The organism is Saccharothrix obliqua, from assembly GCF_019375475.1.
Lineage (GTDB): Bacteria > Actinomycetota > Actinomycetes > Mycobacteriales > Pseudonocardiaceae > Actinosynnema > Actinosynnema obliqua.
On sequence record NZ_JAHXGQ010000011.1, the window covers coordinates 264,392 to 278,837 of the forward strand.

The 14,446-nt window shown below is 72.4% G+C and carries 14 protein-coding genes; 13 read left to right on the top strand and 1 reads right to left on the bottom strand.

The features are described from left to right. Positions 1 to 304 precede the first annotated feature (304 nt). Genes KZQ38_RS29735 through KZQ38_RS29780 form a run of 10 tightly spaced genes read left to right on the top strand, consistent with a single transcriptional unit; the run spans position 305 to position 10,817 of the window. Complete coding sequence (locus tag KZQ38_RS29735) at positions 305 to 1,639, top strand: ABC transporter substrate-binding protein (RefSeq protein WP_219446612.1); 1,335 nt, start codon at positions 305 to 307, stop codon at positions 1,637 to 1,639. A gap of 10 nt (positions 1,640 to 1,649) precedes the next feature. Further along, entirely contained in the window at positions 1,650 to 3,197 is a 1,548-nt protein-coding gene (locus tag KZQ38_RS29740) for an N-acyl-D-amino-acid deacylase family protein (RefSeq protein ID WP_219446614.1), read from the top strand. Continuing rightward, a complete protein-coding gene (locus KZQ38_RS29745; protein ID WP_219446622.1) occupies positions 3,194 to 4,297 on the top strand; it encodes a pyridoxal-phosphate dependent enzyme in 1,104 nt (367 codons plus the stop codon). The genes KZQ38_RS29740 and KZQ38_RS29745 overlap by 4 nt, the downstream gene beginning before the upstream one ends. Further along, complete coding sequence (locus KZQ38_RS29750; protein ID WP_219446624.1) at positions 4,291 to 5,070, top strand: SDR family NAD(P)-dependent oxidoreductase; 780 nt, start codon at positions 4,291 to 4,293, stop codon at positions 5,068 to 5,070. Before KZQ38_RS29745 ends, KZQ38_RS29750 begins: the two co-directional genes overlap by 7 nt. Further along, entirely contained in the window at positions 5,063 to 5,962 is a 900-nt protein-coding gene (locus KZQ38_RS29755; protein ID WP_219446625.1) for a phosphotriesterase family protein, read from the top strand. Before KZQ38_RS29750 ends, KZQ38_RS29755 begins: the two co-directional genes overlap by 8 nt. 3 nt (positions 5,963 to 5,965) lie before the next feature. Further along, positions 5,966 to 6,838, top strand: a complete 873-nt coding sequence (locus tag KZQ38_RS29760) for a carbohydrate ABC transporter permease (protein ID WP_219446626.1) — start codon at positions 5,966 to 5,968, stop codon at positions 6,836 to 6,838. Beyond that, the gene (locus tag KZQ38_RS29765; RefSeq protein ID WP_219446629.1) at positions 6,835 to 7,650 is read left to right on the top strand and encodes a carbohydrate ABC transporter permease; all 816 of its coding nucleotides are present in this window, start codon (positions 6,835 to 6,837) and stop codon (positions 7,648 to 7,650) included. Before KZQ38_RS29760 ends, KZQ38_RS29765 begins: the two co-directional genes overlap by 4 nt. Further along, positions 7,647 to 8,696 (top strand): ABC transporter substrate-binding protein, encoded by a 1,050-nt coding sequence (locus tag KZQ38_RS29770; protein ID WP_219446631.1) that lies wholly within the window; start codon positions 7,647 to 7,649, stop codon positions 8,694 to 8,696. The genes KZQ38_RS29765 and KZQ38_RS29770 overlap by 4 nt, the downstream gene beginning before the upstream one ends. Then, on the top strand, positions 8,693 to 9,856 hold the full coding sequence (locus KZQ38_RS29775; RefSeq protein ID WP_219446634.1) for an amidohydrolase family protein: 1,164 nt from the start codon (positions 8,693 to 8,695) through the stop codon (positions 9,854 to 9,856). Before KZQ38_RS29770 ends, KZQ38_RS29775 begins: the two co-directional genes overlap by 4 nt. Position 9,857: 1 nt before the next feature. Beyond that, positions 9,858 to 10,817, top strand: coding sequence for a Gfo/Idh/MocA family protein (locus tag KZQ38_RS29780; protein ID WP_219446635.1), 960 nt, complete (start codon positions 9,858 to 9,860; stop codon positions 10,815 to 10,817). Positions 10,818 to 10,944: 127 nt separating this feature from the next. Here KZQ38_RS29780 and KZQ38_RS29785 read toward each other — a convergent pair whose 3' ends face one another. Then, a complete protein-coding gene (locus tag KZQ38_RS29785; protein WP_219446637.1) occupies positions 10,945 to 11,517 on the bottom strand; it encodes a hypothetical protein in 573 nt (190 codons plus the stop codon). Positions 11,518 to 12,284: 767 nt separating this feature from the next. On the opposite strand from KZQ38_RS29785, the gene KZQ38_RS29790 reads away from it, so the two are divergent. Genes KZQ38_RS29790 through KZQ38_RS29800 form a run of 3 tightly spaced genes read left to right on the top strand, consistent with a single transcriptional unit; the run spans position 12,285 to position 14,430 of the window. Next, positions 12,285 to 12,692 (top strand): YybH family protein, encoded by a 408-nt coding sequence (locus KZQ38_RS29790; RefSeq protein ID WP_219446639.1) that lies wholly within the window; start codon positions 12,285 to 12,287, stop codon positions 12,690 to 12,692. A gap of 53 nt (positions 12,693 to 12,745) precedes the next feature. Continuing rightward, positions 12,746 to 14,158 (top strand): hypothetical protein, encoded by a 1,413-nt coding sequence (locus KZQ38_RS29795; protein ID WP_219446640.1) that lies wholly within the window; start codon positions 12,746 to 12,748, stop codon positions 14,156 to 14,158. Positions 14,159 to 14,163: 5 nt separating this feature from the next. Next, a complete protein-coding gene (locus KZQ38_RS29800; RefSeq protein WP_219446642.1) occupies positions 14,164 to 14,430 on the top strand; it encodes a 2Fe-2S iron-sulfur cluster-binding protein in 267 nt (88 codons plus the stop codon). Positions 14,431 to 14,446: the final 16 nt, after the last annotated feature.

Sequence of the window (14,446 nt, forward strand, 5' to 3'; positions counted from 1 at the left end):
GACGTCGAGGGGGCGAGCACCGCGCGTGCGGCACCGGCCTCGATGCGAAACTATGCCATCACGAAGCGCATCAAGCAACGACCGTTGCTTGATAAGCAACACAGCAGGTGAACGCTGGTGTTACGGTGCTTTTAGCGTAAGCCCGCGTGGTGGAAAACCGGGTTCGCCGGGCTTGTTGTTACGCCAAAAGGCCGCTGTTCGATAGCTCTTGACACCGCCAAATGCGGGTGTAATCGTGAGCACCGCTCGATGCGCAACGAGTGTTGCATGATAAGCAACGCTATCGGGAAGAGTGGTGGACGGCATGGCAACACGCGGTAGAGCGCTGCGGTCCCTCGTGACGGCGACCGCCGCGGCGGCACTGCTGGCGGCGTGCGGCGGCACCGGCGGTGAGACCGCGCCCCAGGGCGGGCGGGAGTCCTTCAAGGGCCAGCAGATCCGGGTCCTCCTGAAGGAGGGCTACGAGATCAACGCGATCCAGGAGTTCCTGCCGGACTTCGAGGCCGCCACCGGCATCGACGTCGAGCTGGAGGTCTACGACGAGTCGACCGCCCGGCAGAAGCTGGCGCTGGACATGACCTCGCGGACCGGCACCTACGACGTGACCTCCGCGTCGTTCTGGAACCTGCCCGAGTTCACCGAGGCGGGGTGGCTGGAACCGCTCGACCCGTACCTGGAGCAGGCCAAGGACCCCTGGCTGCACAAGGAGGACATCCCCGGCGGCGCGCTGGACTCGATGTCCGTGGACGGCAAGCTCTACGCACTGCCCCACACCATCATCGGCGGGTTGTTCTACTACCGCGCCGATGTCCTGGAACGGCACGGCATCCAGCCGCCGACGACCACGGACGAGATCCTTGCCGCGGCGAAAGCCCTGAAGCAGGCCGAACCCGACATGGTGCCGTTCGTCGCGCGTGGCGCGTCGTCGTTCGCGAGCCTGGGCACGCAGTTGGGTTGGGCTTACGGGTACGGCGCGGTCCTGATGGATGGCAACGGCCAACCGCACGCCGACGACCCGAAGATGGCCCATGCCATGCAGGACTTCGTGACGCTGATGCGGGACTACGGCCCCACGGACGCGGCGTCGCTCGACTTCACGCAGGCGGGGGAGAAGTTCTCCTCCGGACGCGCCGCGATGATGTTCGACACCTCCGGTTTCGGCACGATCTTCGAGGACCCCGCGCAGTCCAAGGTGGCCGGCAAGGTCGGCTACACCCTGCCGACCGGTCCCGAGGGCAAGAAGTTGCAGTGGCTCTACAACGAGGGCCTGGCGGTCACCGCGACGTCCGAGCACAAGAACGCGGCGTGGCTGTTCCTCCAGTGGCGGATGTCGCGGGAGACCACCACGAAGGAACTGACGCAACTCGGCCGCACCGACGTGCCGAACCTGCACGTGCTCGGCAGCGACGAGTACAAGAAGTACGCGCGGGAGCACAACGTCGTGGCGTTCACCGAGATCCTGCCGAAGTCGTGGGAGGCGGCCACCGCCGAGCACTGGCCGTTCTACGCGCAGTTCGCCCAGATCGGCGACACGTTCTGCCAGAACGTCTCCCGCGCCATCACGGGCTCCACCGCGGTCGAGGGCGCGTTGAAGGACAGCCAGGCCACCCTCGCCGAGATCATGCGGAACAACCGTTGAGAGAACAGCCATGACGACGGTGCTCATCAAGGGCGGCACGGTGTTCGACGGCACCGGCCGACCGGGCAGGCGGGCCGACGTGCTGCTGCGCGACGGCGTGGTGGCCGACGTGGCGGACCGGGTGGACGAGCCCGGTCACGTCGTGGACGCGGCGGGCGCGTGGGTGACCCCCGGTTTCATCGACGCGCACAGCCACGCCGACCTCGCGGCGCTGACCGGTGACGGCATGGCCCTGCGAGCGCGGGCCGGCATCACCACCGAGGTGGTCGGCCAGGACGGCTTCGGCCTCTTCCCGGTGGTCGGCCCGACCCTCGACGCCGTCGCGGAGAGCCTCACCACGCTCGCCGGACCGGCCGCGGTGACGCACACCCACGCCACCGCGGCCGGGTACCTCGCCGCCACCCGGCGGGCCGGCTTCGCCCGGGTCGCCGCGCTGCTGCCGCACTCGTGCCTGCGCGCGGCGGTCGGCGTCGAACCGGGCCGGCCCGCCGACGAGGCGGAGCGGGCCCGGCTCGCCGCCCTCGCGCGGGCGGAGCTGACCGACGGGGTCGTGGGCCTGTCCACCGGCCTGAGCTACCCGCCCGCGCGCTGGGCGGACGGCGACGAACTGGTGGCGCCGCTGTCCGCGCTGCCCCGGGACCGCCGGCGGTTCGCGGTGCACCTGCGCGACTACGGCGCGGGTTTCGCCGACGCCGTCGACGAGGTGGTCGCGATCGCCCGCGCCGCCGACGCTTCCCTGCACCTGTCGCACTTCCACGTCTCCGGCCCCGGCCGGGCCGGGTCGGCCGCGACCCACCTGCGTCGGCTGGACGACGGGGTGACGCTGGACTCCTACCCGTACGAAACCGGGTGCACGACACTGCTCTCCGCGTTGCCGGAGTGGTTCCAGGCGGCGGACCACGTCGCACGGCGACGCATCCTGGCCGGTGGCACCGCGCGCCGACGGCTCGTGGCCGACCTGGACGCGCTCGGTCCCGGCGCGACGTTCGCGGTCGGCTGGGACGGCATCGTGCTCGTGCCGCGCCGCCCGGAGGTGTCGCGGGGCAGCGGTGGCGTCCCGGTCGCGGAGGCCGCGCGGGCGTTGGCGACCACCCCGGGCGAGGTCGTGGCCGCCGTCGCGGCCGAGACCGGTCTGGACTGCTTCGCCCTGGCCCGCCAGGGGCACCGGGACAACGTCCTGCGCGTCGCGGCGCACCCGCGGCACGTGGTCGGGTCGGACGGCCTGCTCGCCGGCGACCACCCGCCGCACCCCCGCGCCGCCTGGTCGTTCCTCCGCTTCCTCGCCTGGGCCCGCGACGGCGTGATCCCCGTCGGCGTGCCCGCGATGGTGGCCAAGATGACCGGCCGCACCGCCGCCGTGCTCGGCCTGCCCGGCGGCACCCTCACCAGGGGCGCGCCCGCCGACGTGCTGGTGCTCGACCCCGCCCGCCTGTCCGCCGGCCCGGAGGCCGGACCGTCCACACCGGACGCCGTCGCGCACTCGTTCCTCGCGGGCGCGCCGGTGATCCACGACGGCCGCCGGCTCGGCCGTCCCGCACCCCTGGAGATGATCACGTGATCGCCGCCGCACCGCTGCCGGAGTCCGCCTGCGCGGACTGCGGCGCGCGCGCCGCCGTGTTCACCGGAGCCTGCCCGCGCTGCGGTGGTGTGCTCCTCGTCGTCGAGCGCACGCCACCGGTGTCCACGTCCGTGGTGAGCCCGCTGGTGGCCAGCCGGGCACCCGGCCTGGAGGGCGTGCTGCTCAAGCTGGAGACCGTCCAGCCCACGGGGTCGTTCAAGGACCGGGTGATGGCGGTGCTGGTCGCCCAGGCCGTCACGGCGGGCTACCGGGCCGCCGTGGTCGCCTCCTCCGGCAACGCCGCGGTCGCCGCCGCGGCGGCCTGCGCCCGTGCCGGGCTGCCGCTGCTGGTGCTCGTGCCCGACGGCGTGCCCGCGTCCCGGCTCGCACCCGCGCTGCTGCGCGGCGCGGCGCTGGTGCGGGTCGGTGACGACCCGAGCGCCGCGCACCGGCGGGCCGGCGAGCTGGCCGCCCGGTTCCCGCTGGCCAACCTCGCCTCGACGTTCGCCGCGCCCGGCTGCGAGTGGGCGTGCCGGGACATCGGCCGCGAGATCGGCGACCAGGCCGGCGACGGGGTCACGCACCTCGTGGCGCCGGTCAGCGTCGGTCCGGTGCTGGTCGGCACCGCGGCGGGGATGTCCGGCACACCGGCCCTCTGGGCGGCGCAGGCCGCCGGGTGCGCGCCCATCGCCGAGGCGTTCGCCGCCGGCGCGCGGCACGTCGCGCCCTGGGCGGGCGCCGTCGACACCCGCGCGCACGCCATCGCGGACCGGCTGGCGGGGTACGCGGCCGAGGCCGACCTGACGTTGCGCGCGGTGCGGGACAGCGGGGGAGTGGCCGCCGCCGTGGACGACCACGAGATGGCCCGGATGCGGGCCGACCTCGCCCGGTACGACGGCCTGGACGTCGAGCTGTCCTCCTGCGCCGCACCGGCGTTGTGGCGGCGGGACGGGGTGCCGGGCGCGCGTGCGGTGTGCGTGCTGACCGGCGGCGGGCTGAAGGAGACGCTCGGCGAGGACCCGGCCCCGGCCGACCTCGGGGCGTTCAGCGCCGCGGCCGGTCTGGGCGACGAGCTGATCGAGGAGGTTCGGACGTGGTAGCGCAACCGGGTCGGGTCGTGCTGGTGACCGGCGCCGCGGGTGGTATCGGCACCGAGGTGGCCCGGCTGGCGCGGGCGCGGCAGGACACCGTCCTGGTCGCCGACCTGCCCTCGGCGTCGCTGGACGAGGTGGTCGCGCTCGGCTGCGTGCCGGTCGGGCTGGACGTCACCGACGAGGGGCAGTGGGCAGGGCTCGCGGCCGGCGTGTCCGCCGAGTACGGCCGCCTGGACGCCCTGGTGCACAACGCGGGCGTCGCGGTCGTCAAGCCGATGCGGGAGATGGGCGCGGCGGAGTTCCGCGCCGTGCTCGACGTCAACGTGCTGTCGGTGTTCCTCGGCACGAAGGCGTTCGCGGACCTGTTGTCCGGTGGCGGGAGCGTGGTGAACGTGGCATCGGTGTCCGCGCTCGTCGGGCAGGACGCCGCCACGGGTTACGTCGCCTCCAAGGGCGCGGTCGTGTCGCTCACCCGCGCCCTCGCCACCGAGCTGGCGCCGAGCGGCGTGCGCGTCAACTGCGTGTGCCCTGGTTCCACCGACACCGCGTTGCTCGCCAGGCACTTCGACGCCCTGCCGGACGGCGACGACGCGCGTGCCGCGCTGGTGCGCCGCCACCCGATCGGTCGGCTGCTGACCGCCGGCGAGGTGGCCGAGGTGATCTCGTTCCTGGCCGGTCCCGCCTCCACCGGGGTGACGGGCGCGGTGTGGACCGTCGACGGCGGGCTCACCGCCACGTTCGACTACGGCAACTCGTTCGCGGGCGGTCACCATGGCTGACCTCCGCATCGACGGTTTCGTCCTGGTCCACGAACACCTGTCCATCGACTACGCGCAGAAGGACGGCGGCGCGGCCGACTGGGACGAGGCGCTGCGTGCCGACGCCGTCCGCGTGCTGCGCGACCTCGCCGCCCTGGGCTGCGCGGCCGTCGTCGACTGCACGCCACCCGGCTACGGCCGGCGGGTCGACGAGCTGCGGGCCGCCGGTGAGGCCGCCGGGGTCGAGGTGTACGCCGCCACGGGCTCGTTCTGCGAGCAGTGGTCCCCGCTGCCCGGCCTGGTGGCGGCGTCCGATGTGGAGGGACTGGCGCGTTACTTCGCCGACGAGGTGCGGGGTCCGCTGGGCGGACCGGGGCAGGCGGTGGTCAAGGCCGCCACCAGCGCCGGTCGCATCACCGACGCCGAGCACGTCGTCCTGCGCGCGGCGGCCAGGGCGTCGTTGCGCACCGGAGCCCGCATCGTCAGCCACACCAGTGGCGGCATGGGCCTGGAAGCACTGGACGTCTACGAGCGCGAAGGCGTTCCCCTGGAACGGGTCCTGGTCTCCCACGTCGGCTCGCACGGCGAGCCCGCCGGGTACGCCGAGGAGATCGCGCGGCGCGGCGCCTTCGTCGGCCTGGACCGGATCGGCCACCACGCGGCGACCGACGAGCACTGGGCGTCGCTGATCACCCACCTCGGCGACCTCGGGCTGCTGGGGCGGGTGCTGCTGTCGCACGACTCCGTGCAGCGGTTCCGGGGCCCCGCCGAGATCGCCGGCCACACCTTCGGCGACCCCACCCACATCCCCGTCCGGTTCGCACCGCTGCTGCTGGACCGGGGCCTGACCACCGCCCAGGTGCGCGCACTCCTGGTCGACAACCCGGTGCGCTGGCTGCATCGAGAGAGGTGAGAGATGCGCGTCACCCGCAGGTACCTGATCCAGGCGCTGACACCGACCATGCTGGTCCTGCTCGTCGTCCTGGTCTTCCCCACGCTGTACGTCGTCCAGCTCGCCTTCCAGAAGAAGCGGCTGACCAGCCTGGCGCCCGCGCAGTGGGTCGGCCTGGACAACTTCACGGCGCTGCTGTCCGACGGCCGCTTCTGGTCGGCGCTGTGGCACTCCGCGTTGTTCTCCGGGATCTCGCTCGCCGTGTCGATCCCGATCGGCTGCCTGTTGGGCGCGTTGATGGCGCGCAAGCTGCCGGGCACCGCCTTCCTGCGCACCGTCATGATCCTGCCGATGGTGGTCACGCCGCTGGTGATCGGCGCGTTGTTCCGGTTCATCCTGAACTCGGGCGGCCTGGCCGACCACCTGTTGCAGCAGGTCGGGTTGCCGTCCATCGCGTTCCTCGCGAGCAGCACGCTCGCGCTGCCGACGGTCGCGTTCGTCGACGCCTGGCAGTGGATCCCGTTCGTGGCGCTCGTGGTGCTCGCCGGCCTGGAGTCCATCCCCAAGGAACCGCTGGAGGCCGCGCGGGTCGACGGCGCGGGCCCGGTGCGTGAGTTCTTCCACATCGTGCTGCCCCAGTTGCGGCCGCTGCTCGCGGTGGTGGTGCTGGTGCGGCTCATGGACAGCTTCCGCGAGTTCGACAAGATCTTCATCATGACCGCGGGCGGTCCCGGCACGTCGTCGGAAACCCTCCCGATCTACCTGTGGCGCTACGCCTTCAACTACTACGAGGTCGGTTACGCCGCCGCCGTCGGCCTGGTGATGCTGGTGCTGATCTCCCTGATGAGCACCGTGCTGGTCAAGCGGTTCCGCGCGGTGGAAGGAGTCGGCCGATGAGGCGCACCCTGTTCCGGACCGCGGGCGGCGTGCTCATGGTCCTCATCGCGGCGGTGTTCGTCATGCCGCTGCTGGTGATGCTGCGGATCGCGCTGACCGCGCCCGCGGACTACCGCGAGATGCCGATCGACTGGTTCTCCGCCCCGTACTGGGAATCCCTGCTCGGCGTGCTGCGCAGCGACTTCCCCGGCAAGCTGCTCAACAGCCTCGGGGTGAGCGTGGTGGTCACCGTCATCGTGGTGGTGCTGTCCGCGCTGGCCGGGCACGCCCTGGCCCGGCTGCGCAGCCGGAGCCGGGAGCGGTTCCTGTTCTTCGTGCTGTCCACCCGCATGGGGCCGGCCGTGGTGTTCGCCCTGCCGATCTACCTGCTCGCGGCGAACGTCAAGCTCATCGACACGCACGTGGGCATCGTGCTGGTGTACACGTTCTACAGCCTGGCCTTCGGGATCTGGATGATGCACGGCTTCTTCCTGGACATCCCGGCCGAGGTGGAGGAGGCCGGGCAGCTCGACGGGCTCGGCAACTGGGGCGTGTTCACCCGCATCTCGCTCGGCATGGTGCGACCCGGCCTCATCGCCACCGCGATCCTGGTGTTCATCTTCACCTGGAACGAGTTCTTCTACGCCTTCATCCTCACCCGGTCCTCGGCCGCCACCTTCCCGACCGCGATCCCCGGCTACTTCGGCGCTTTCCAGGTCGACTGGGGCTCGATGTTCAGCGCCAGCGCGCTGGGCGTGCTGCCGCCGATGGTGTTCGGCCTGATCGTGCGCAAGTGGCTGACCACCGGCCTGTCCGGGGGTGCGGTGCGGTGAGGTTGTCGGTCTGGCTCAAGGAGGGGCACACCGTCGAGGTGGTCCAGCGCCTCGGCGCGGAGTTCACCGCCGAGACCGGCGTGGAGCTGGACGTGGCGGCGGTGCCCGAGTCCGCCGCGCACGACCTGCTGGTCGGCGGCGAGGTCCGGCCGGACGTGGTCACGCTGCCGTTCTGGTACGCGGAGGAGGTCGCGCGGCGCGGGTTGGTCGAGCCGGTCCCGGACGCCGTGGACCTCGGGGAGTTCGAGCCCACCGCGGTCGCGGCGTTGTCGGTGGACGGCACGCCGCTGGCCGTGCCGCACACCCTGTGCGGCGGGATGTTGTGCTACCGCGAGGACTTGACCGACGCGCCGCGCACGACGGACGACGTCCTGCGGATCGCCCGCGACCTCGGCCGGCCCGACCGCGCTGGACTGCTGATGCGCACCGGCCCGGACTTCTCGTCGTTGGCCGGGCACCTCGGCTGGGCGTGGGCGAACGGCGAACGGCTCCTGCCCGACGCGGGCGAGCCCGACGCGGCACCGCCGGCGGAACTCCTCGACGTCCTGGCGCGGTCGGCGACCGGCGCCGACGACTACGCCCGGCTGGGCACGCGGATGGCCGCGGGCGGCGCCGTCCAGCTGTTCGACACCAGCGCCTGGGCGCCCTTCCTGGAAGCCGAGGGCTCCGCGGTGCGCGGGCGCGTCGGCTACACGACCGTCACCGGACCGGTCGCCCCGGCGCAGTTCCTGTACGCGGAGGGCCTGGCCGTCACGACGTGGTGCCGCGACCGGGACGCCGCCCGCGCGTTGCTGCGGTGGCGGCACAGCGCGCGCGTGCGCCGCTTCGAGGTCGAGCGGTTGCGCCGACCCGACCTGCCCCACCGCGCGCAACGCGCGCAACCCTGGTACGAGGCGGCCGTCGAGCGCTTCGGCTACACCGGGTACGTCCCGGCACTGGAGCGGTCGTGGCGGGAGATCGCGCTCGACCACGTGCCCCGGCGTGCCGATTTCGTCGCGGTCGCGCGCCGGCTGATGACCGAGATCCACGAAAGGGTGCGGACATGACCGCGTTGCCCGGAATCCGCGTCGACCGGGCGTTGGTCGGTCCCCGGTTCACGCCGGTCGACGACGCGTGGCTGCTGTTCGACGGCCCGCGCATCGCCGGGATCGGCTCGGGTCCCGCGCCGGTGCGGCTGCCCCGGTTCGCCGGGGTCGCCGTGCCCGGCCTGGTCGACTGCCACGTGCACCTGGCGATGGACGGCGGTGCGGACGTCGTCGCGGAGCTGGCCGGCCGCGACGAGGACGACCTGCGTGCCACCATGGCCGCGAACGCCCGCCGCCACGTCGCGTCGGGGGTCACCACCGTGCGCGACCTCGGCTCGCCCGGCCACCTCGCGTTGCGCCACCCGCCGACCGGTCCCGACGTGCCGACGGTCGTCGCCGCCGCCGCGATCGGCCACCCGGACGGGCACGGCAACTTCCTGGCCGCGCACGCCCGCACGCCGGAGGAGTTCGTCCACGAGGTGGAGGCCGCGGCCGAACTCGGCGCGCGCTGGGTGAAGCTGTTCGCCACCGGTGGGGTCATCACGTCCGGCACCCGGCCGGGCGCGCCGCAGATGACGCCCCGGGAACTGGCCGCCGTGGTCACGGCCTGCCGGCGGTTGGGCATCCGCGTCGCCGCGCACGCCCACGGTGCCGAGGGCATCGCCCACGCGGTGCACGCGGCCGTCGACTCCGTCGAGCACTTCTCCTACCTGGACGACCGGTTGGCCGAAACGGTGACGCGGGGGTCCGTCGCCCTGGTGTGCACCCTGGTCGCGACCACGCGGTTCACCACCGCACCGGACCGCGACCGCGCCCGGCCGGACACCCTGGCCAAGATCCTCGACCACGAGCCGCACGAGCGGGCCGCCCTCGCCCTGGCGGCGCGGCGCGGCATCCCGGTCGTGGCGGGGACCGACGCGGGGACCACGTTCAACCCGCACGGCGGTGGTCTGGCCGAACTCGCGGTCCTGCTGGCCGGGGCGGGCGTTCCCGCGCCGGCCGTGCTGCGCGCGTTGACCGGCGCCGGCGCGGCGCTGCTGGCCGAGCCGTGCGGCCAACTCGTCGCGGGCAGGCGTGCCGACGTCGCGGTGTTCGCCGCGGACCCCCTGGCGTCGCCCGACGCGTACGCCTCCCCGAACGCCGTCGTCGTGCGCGGCGCGCTTTCGTCGAACGGAGCCTGACATGCGTGCACCAGTCCGGGTCGCGGTGGTCGGCGTGGGCGACTTCGGCGTCCGCCACGCCCACATCGCCGCGGCGCTGGCCGAGTACGAACTCGTGGCGGTGGTCGACCTGGACGCCGCCCGCGCCCGTGAGGTCGCGGCCGGTCTCGGCGTCGCGGCGGCGACCGACTGGCACGACGTGTTGGACCGGGTCGACGCCCTGGTCATCGCGACCCCGGAGGACGCCCACGTGGAGTGCGCCGAGACGGCCGCGCGTGCGGGCGTGCACTCGTTGATCGAGAAGCCGGTGGACCTGGACCCGGCCCGCTGCCGCGCGCTCGCGACGACGGCCGCCGAGACGGGGACGGTGATCCTGCCGGGCCACGTGTCCCGCTTCCTGCCGGAGTTCGCCGAGCTGCGGCGCGCCGTGCGTTGTGAGCGGGTGCTCGCCGCGCACGCCCGTCGCGTGGTGCCCCGGGCGCGGTTGGACCTGCACGGTCGGCACCACCCGGCGTACGTCGCGATGGTGCACGACCTGGACCTGGTGCGTGCGTTGTGCCCCGGCGACCTGGGCGAGGTGGTGGCGCGCTCGGCGAACCGGGAGCCGTCCCGCCCGCACCCGCAGTCGGTGTGGGCGACGCTCGCGTTTGCCGACGGCGTGACGGCGACGGTGGAGAACCACTGGACCCAGCCGCACGAGCGCCAGTACATCGACAGCGAACTGGTCGTTGTGACCGGTAGCCGCCAGCTGCGGCTCAAGCTGCCGTCCGACGCCCTGACCATCTCCGACGCCGCCGGGGACTGGCGGCCGGACACCCGGTTGGACGGCACCGTGGGCGGCGTCCCGACGGGCGCCCTGGCCACCGAGCACCGCCACTTCGCCGCCTGCGTCCGGGAGGGGCGGCAGTCCGAGGTCGTCTCCCTCGACGACGCCGCGTGGGCCGTCGAGGTGGCCGGCCGGATCGCCGCGGCGGACCGCTGACCGCGTCGGCCGCGGGGCAGGAGCCGAGGTGCGGGCCGGATCTCGGAAGGAAGGTGTGCGGACCGAGTCGTACCGCGGGAACGTCCACAACGCACCGGCTGTGCGGTGACCCGGAGAGCGGCGGTGGCTACGCGTCGAGGTGCCGGCTGAGCACTTGCCGGGTCGCCGGTCGCAGGACTTCCTCGTCGGCCGGTCGCAGCCAGTCGTCCATCGCCGACTCGTCGAACGCGACGTTGTCGACCGCCGTCGTGTCCAGGAACGAGGAGATGATGGACACGACCAGCACGGGTATCCCGAGGAAAATCGCCACCACGCCGCCGAAGCGCTCCCACGCGTTCGAAGTCAGGGGAGAGGACAGCCCGGCGGCGGTGGCGGTGGCCAGTACGGCCACCGTGTACGCCGTCAGGACGATGAGCCGCCTGAGGTTCCTCCTGCGCACCCGACTCCCGATGTCCGGCGTGTGCTCACCGGCCACGCGGCGGAGGTCGTCGGCGAGGCCCGGTGAGGCGAGCACCTCGGTCACCAGGTCGGCCTCGGAGAGGTGGGCGGTCCGGGGTGCGGCCTCGGGCGTCCGCAGTTCGGTGACCACCACGTGTGGCGCGACGTAGCGCAGGTAGCGGGTCACCAGGGAACGGCGCAGGACGTCCTCGTCGTACTCGACCAGGCCGAACCGCTCGCGAAAACCATGCCGCCGCGGCATCGCCACCTCACCTCTCGGCGCCGGACCGGTGTCCGGTGCATCCTCCAGCACCACGGCGCGATCACCAATAGGGGCGGCCGAAGCGCCGGGGTCACCCGGGGTGCTGGGGCGAGCGGGATGTGTGCGCGAAGGGGCAGAGTGCGTGGGGCGGCGCGAGTACGGGGGCGAGAGCGCATCGATGGCGCGCGTATGTGGGTGGACCTGGCACGTGTGTGGGTGGGCTGGGTCCGGGCGGGCGGCGCGTGCGTGGCGGGCAGGGGCGCGCGCGTGGGGTGGCGTGCGTGGGTGAGCGGCGGGGCGTGCGTGAACGGGCGCGTGCGCAGGTGGGCGGCGAGTGTGTGGAAGGAAGGGCACGTGCGTTGACAGGAGGCGCGGGCGCGTGGACCGGAGGGTGCCCGCGCGGTGGACCCGGTGCGGCGCGGGTATTCCCGCCGCGCGTGGCCGAAAAGTCCAGCGGGCGTGCGCCGCGGTGCCGCGCCCGGTGACCGCCGAATGGTTCAAGGCAGCACACCGGAAGGGCGGTCGAGGGCTTTTCGCCGGACACCGCGGTCGACTACGCCTTATGTGCCCCGCTTCGGATTTACGTAGTATGCCGGAAGTCGTCCATCCGACCGTTGCTCACTTCTTCGGGACTTTGTCAAACCGCCATCAAGCCGTCCCGCTGCCGGGGTTCGGTCGAGCGAAGTACAGGTCGCCGCGAATAGTTTGGCAAACCGGCAGGCTCCGTGTATATCTCAACAGGGATCCTCGGCTGATCCGGTAATGAAATGTTGACGTGGAACGGAGATACCGCCTTGGCTACGGCGGAAGTCGCGAAGGCGATCGAGGTCTTCGCGTCCGGGTGGAACGAACACGACATCGTCCGGCATTTCTCGGTGTTCGCCGAGGATGCGGATTTCGTGGACGTCGTGGGACGGCGGCTGCGTGGTCGGGAGGCGATGTTCGCCGACCAGTCCGCGCGGCACGCGCAGCGGTTCGCCGAAAGTTCGGTCCGCACCCTCGACCTGGACATCAAATTACTGCGCCAGGATGTCGCGCTGGCGCACTACAACTGGGAGATGACCGGTGACCGCGAGGGCGCCGGCGTGCGCCGCGGCATCTTCACATTCGTCTTGTGCCGGGAGGCCGGGCAATGGCTGGTGGTCGCGGCGCACAACACCGAGTCGGTCGTTTGACGACAGCCTCCACCGGGGGAACAGTGCGTGAATTTCAGGTGATCACTCGTCCGATGTCCGATGAGCGTGAAACGGTGCCGCTGTCCGCGGTGGCGCCGGAGGTCGCGCAGGCGGCGGAGCCGGTGCTCGGCGCCCGCCCGCTGGAGGTGCCGCTGCTGGTCCTGGCGGACACCCGGCGCTCGGCCGCGGTGCTCGCGCTGGCGCCGCCCGAGGGCGTCCTGCCCGATTACGAGGCCCTGGGGCCGCTGGCCTCGACCGCGTCGCTGGCCTCGACCGAAACGGGATTCCTCCAGGACAGCCCGCCGGTGTTCCGGTTCGACGGCCCGCTGGGCCTGATCGCGGACGTGTGCCGCGTGGCGGGCGCCGAGATCGTGCGGCACGACCGGGACGCGTTCCGGTCCTGGTTCAAGACCCAGGCCGGGCGGTTCCCGCCGGTCGCGGAGCTGTGGCGGGAAGCGCGGCGGTTGTCGCCCGACGACCTCGAAGCGCTGCTGGTCCCGTTGATCTACCTCAACCACATGTGGCGGCAGGGCAACCCGGAGGACGAACCCGTCGTCGGGCCCAGCGCGATGCCGGAACCGCTGCACGAGCTGCTGGTGCTCGTCGCCGACGAGGTCGGGGCGGTACCGCGGTTCAGCCAGATCGTGATGACGATGATGGCCTGGCAGCTCGACGGCGTGGCCGAGCGGGAGCCGGTCACCTACCGGGAACTGGTGTCGCTAGACCGGATGCGCCACCCGTTCTGGCTCAACAACGACAACCAGAGCGAACTGGACCTCTACCGCTCGTTCTACGCGGTGGAAGCGTTCGGCGCCCCGTTGTACGGGTGGGGCGCGTACGCGCTGGAATGCGCGGCGAACGACGACCAGGCCGGCGGCACGCTCGCGCTGACCATGGTCCGGGCGACGCTGCGCAACGTGTACACGTACACGAAAATGCTGATCCCGCGCATCGACGCGCACCAGTTCCGCCGGTTGCAGGTCACCTTCGGCTGGGTCGGCGACGAGGTGAACGGGGTCGCGTCCGGTTACCAGTTGCCGTTCATGCTGATGCTCGACGCGTTGTTCCACGTGAACTACCGGCACGACGGCGTGGTGGCCGCGCGGGCGAACAACCTGCGATTCGTGCCGGAGCACTGGAAGAGCTACTTCCGCATGATCTACAACCGGCAGCCCGCGTTGAAGTCCTGGGTGCACGAGAGCGGCAACGAGGACCTGGCCGCCGCCTATGTCGGCTGCGTCGAGCTGTTCGGCCTTTTCCGGCAGATGCACCGGCACCTGGGTGGCCAGGTGATCAAGGGCGGCACGACCACCGGGCGCATCTTCGCCGACGCGAAGGACAACTACGAGAAGTTCATGGCGGAAATGGGCGCGCTCGTCGCGGACACCAACGCGACCGGCGATCTCGCCACACCCGTGCTGCCGGACAGCCCGGCCGCCGCGGCCAGTCGCGGCGAACGACGATGACCGAGGTGACCATCGCCGGTGTGCCCTTCGAGGTCCCGGCGGGTACCACCCTGCAACAGCTGTGCGACACCCATTCGACCCCCGTCGTGTTCGGCTGCCGCGCCGCGCAATGCGGCGCGTGCGTCATCCGGGTGACATCGGGCAAAGAACACCTCAGCCCGCCCGGCGACGACGAGATGAACGTCCTCGACGTGCTCGGCGTGGATCTCGACCACCGCCTGGCCTGCCAATGCACCGTGTTCGGCGATGTCTCGCTGGAAGTCGCCGAATAACGCGCCCGCGCTCCCG

What these genes read in the sequence shown, in the direction of transcription:
- KZQ38_RS29780 (WP_219446635.1), top strand. Translation starts at nt 9,858, where the DNA reads ATGCGTGCACCAGTCCGGGTCGCGGTGGTCGGCGTGGGCGACTTCGGC.
- KZQ38_RS29790 (WP_219446639.1), top strand. Translation starts at nt 12,285, where the DNA reads ATGTTGACGTGGAACGGAGATACCGCCTTGGCTACGGCGGAAGTCGCG.
- KZQ38_RS29740 (WP_219446614.1), top strand. Translation starts at nt 1,650, where the DNA reads ATGACGACGGTGCTCATCAAGGGCGGCACGGTGTTCGACGGCACCGGC.
- KZQ38_RS29735 (WP_219446612.1), top strand. Translation starts at nt 305, where the DNA reads ATGGCAACACGCGGTAGAGCGCTGCGGTCCCTCGTGACGGCGACCGCC.
- KZQ38_RS29775 (WP_219446634.1), top strand. Translation starts at nt 8,693, where the DNA reads ATGACCGCGTTGCCCGGAATCCGCGTCGACCGGGCGTTGGTCGGTCCC.
- KZQ38_RS29760 (WP_219446626.1), top strand. Translation starts at nt 5,966, where the DNA reads ATGCGCGTCACCCGCAGGTACCTGATCCAGGCGCTGACACCGACCATG.
- KZQ38_RS29765 (WP_219446629.1), top strand. Translation starts at nt 6,835, where the DNA reads ATGAGGCGCACCCTGTTCCGGACCGCGGGCGGCGTGCTCATGGTCCTC.
- KZQ38_RS29755 (WP_219446625.1), top strand. Translation starts at nt 5,063, where the DNA reads ATGGCTGACCTCCGCATCGACGGTTTCGTCCTGGTCCACGAACACCTG.
- KZQ38_RS29795 (WP_219446640.1), top strand. Translation starts at nt 12,746, where the DNA reads ATGTCCGATGAGCGTGAAACGGTGCCGCTGTCCGCGGTGGCGCCGGAG.
- KZQ38_RS29785 (WP_219446637.1), bottom strand. Translation starts at nt 11,517, where the DNA reads ATGCCGCGGCGGCATGGTTTTCGCGAGCGGTTCGGCCTGGTCGAGTAC.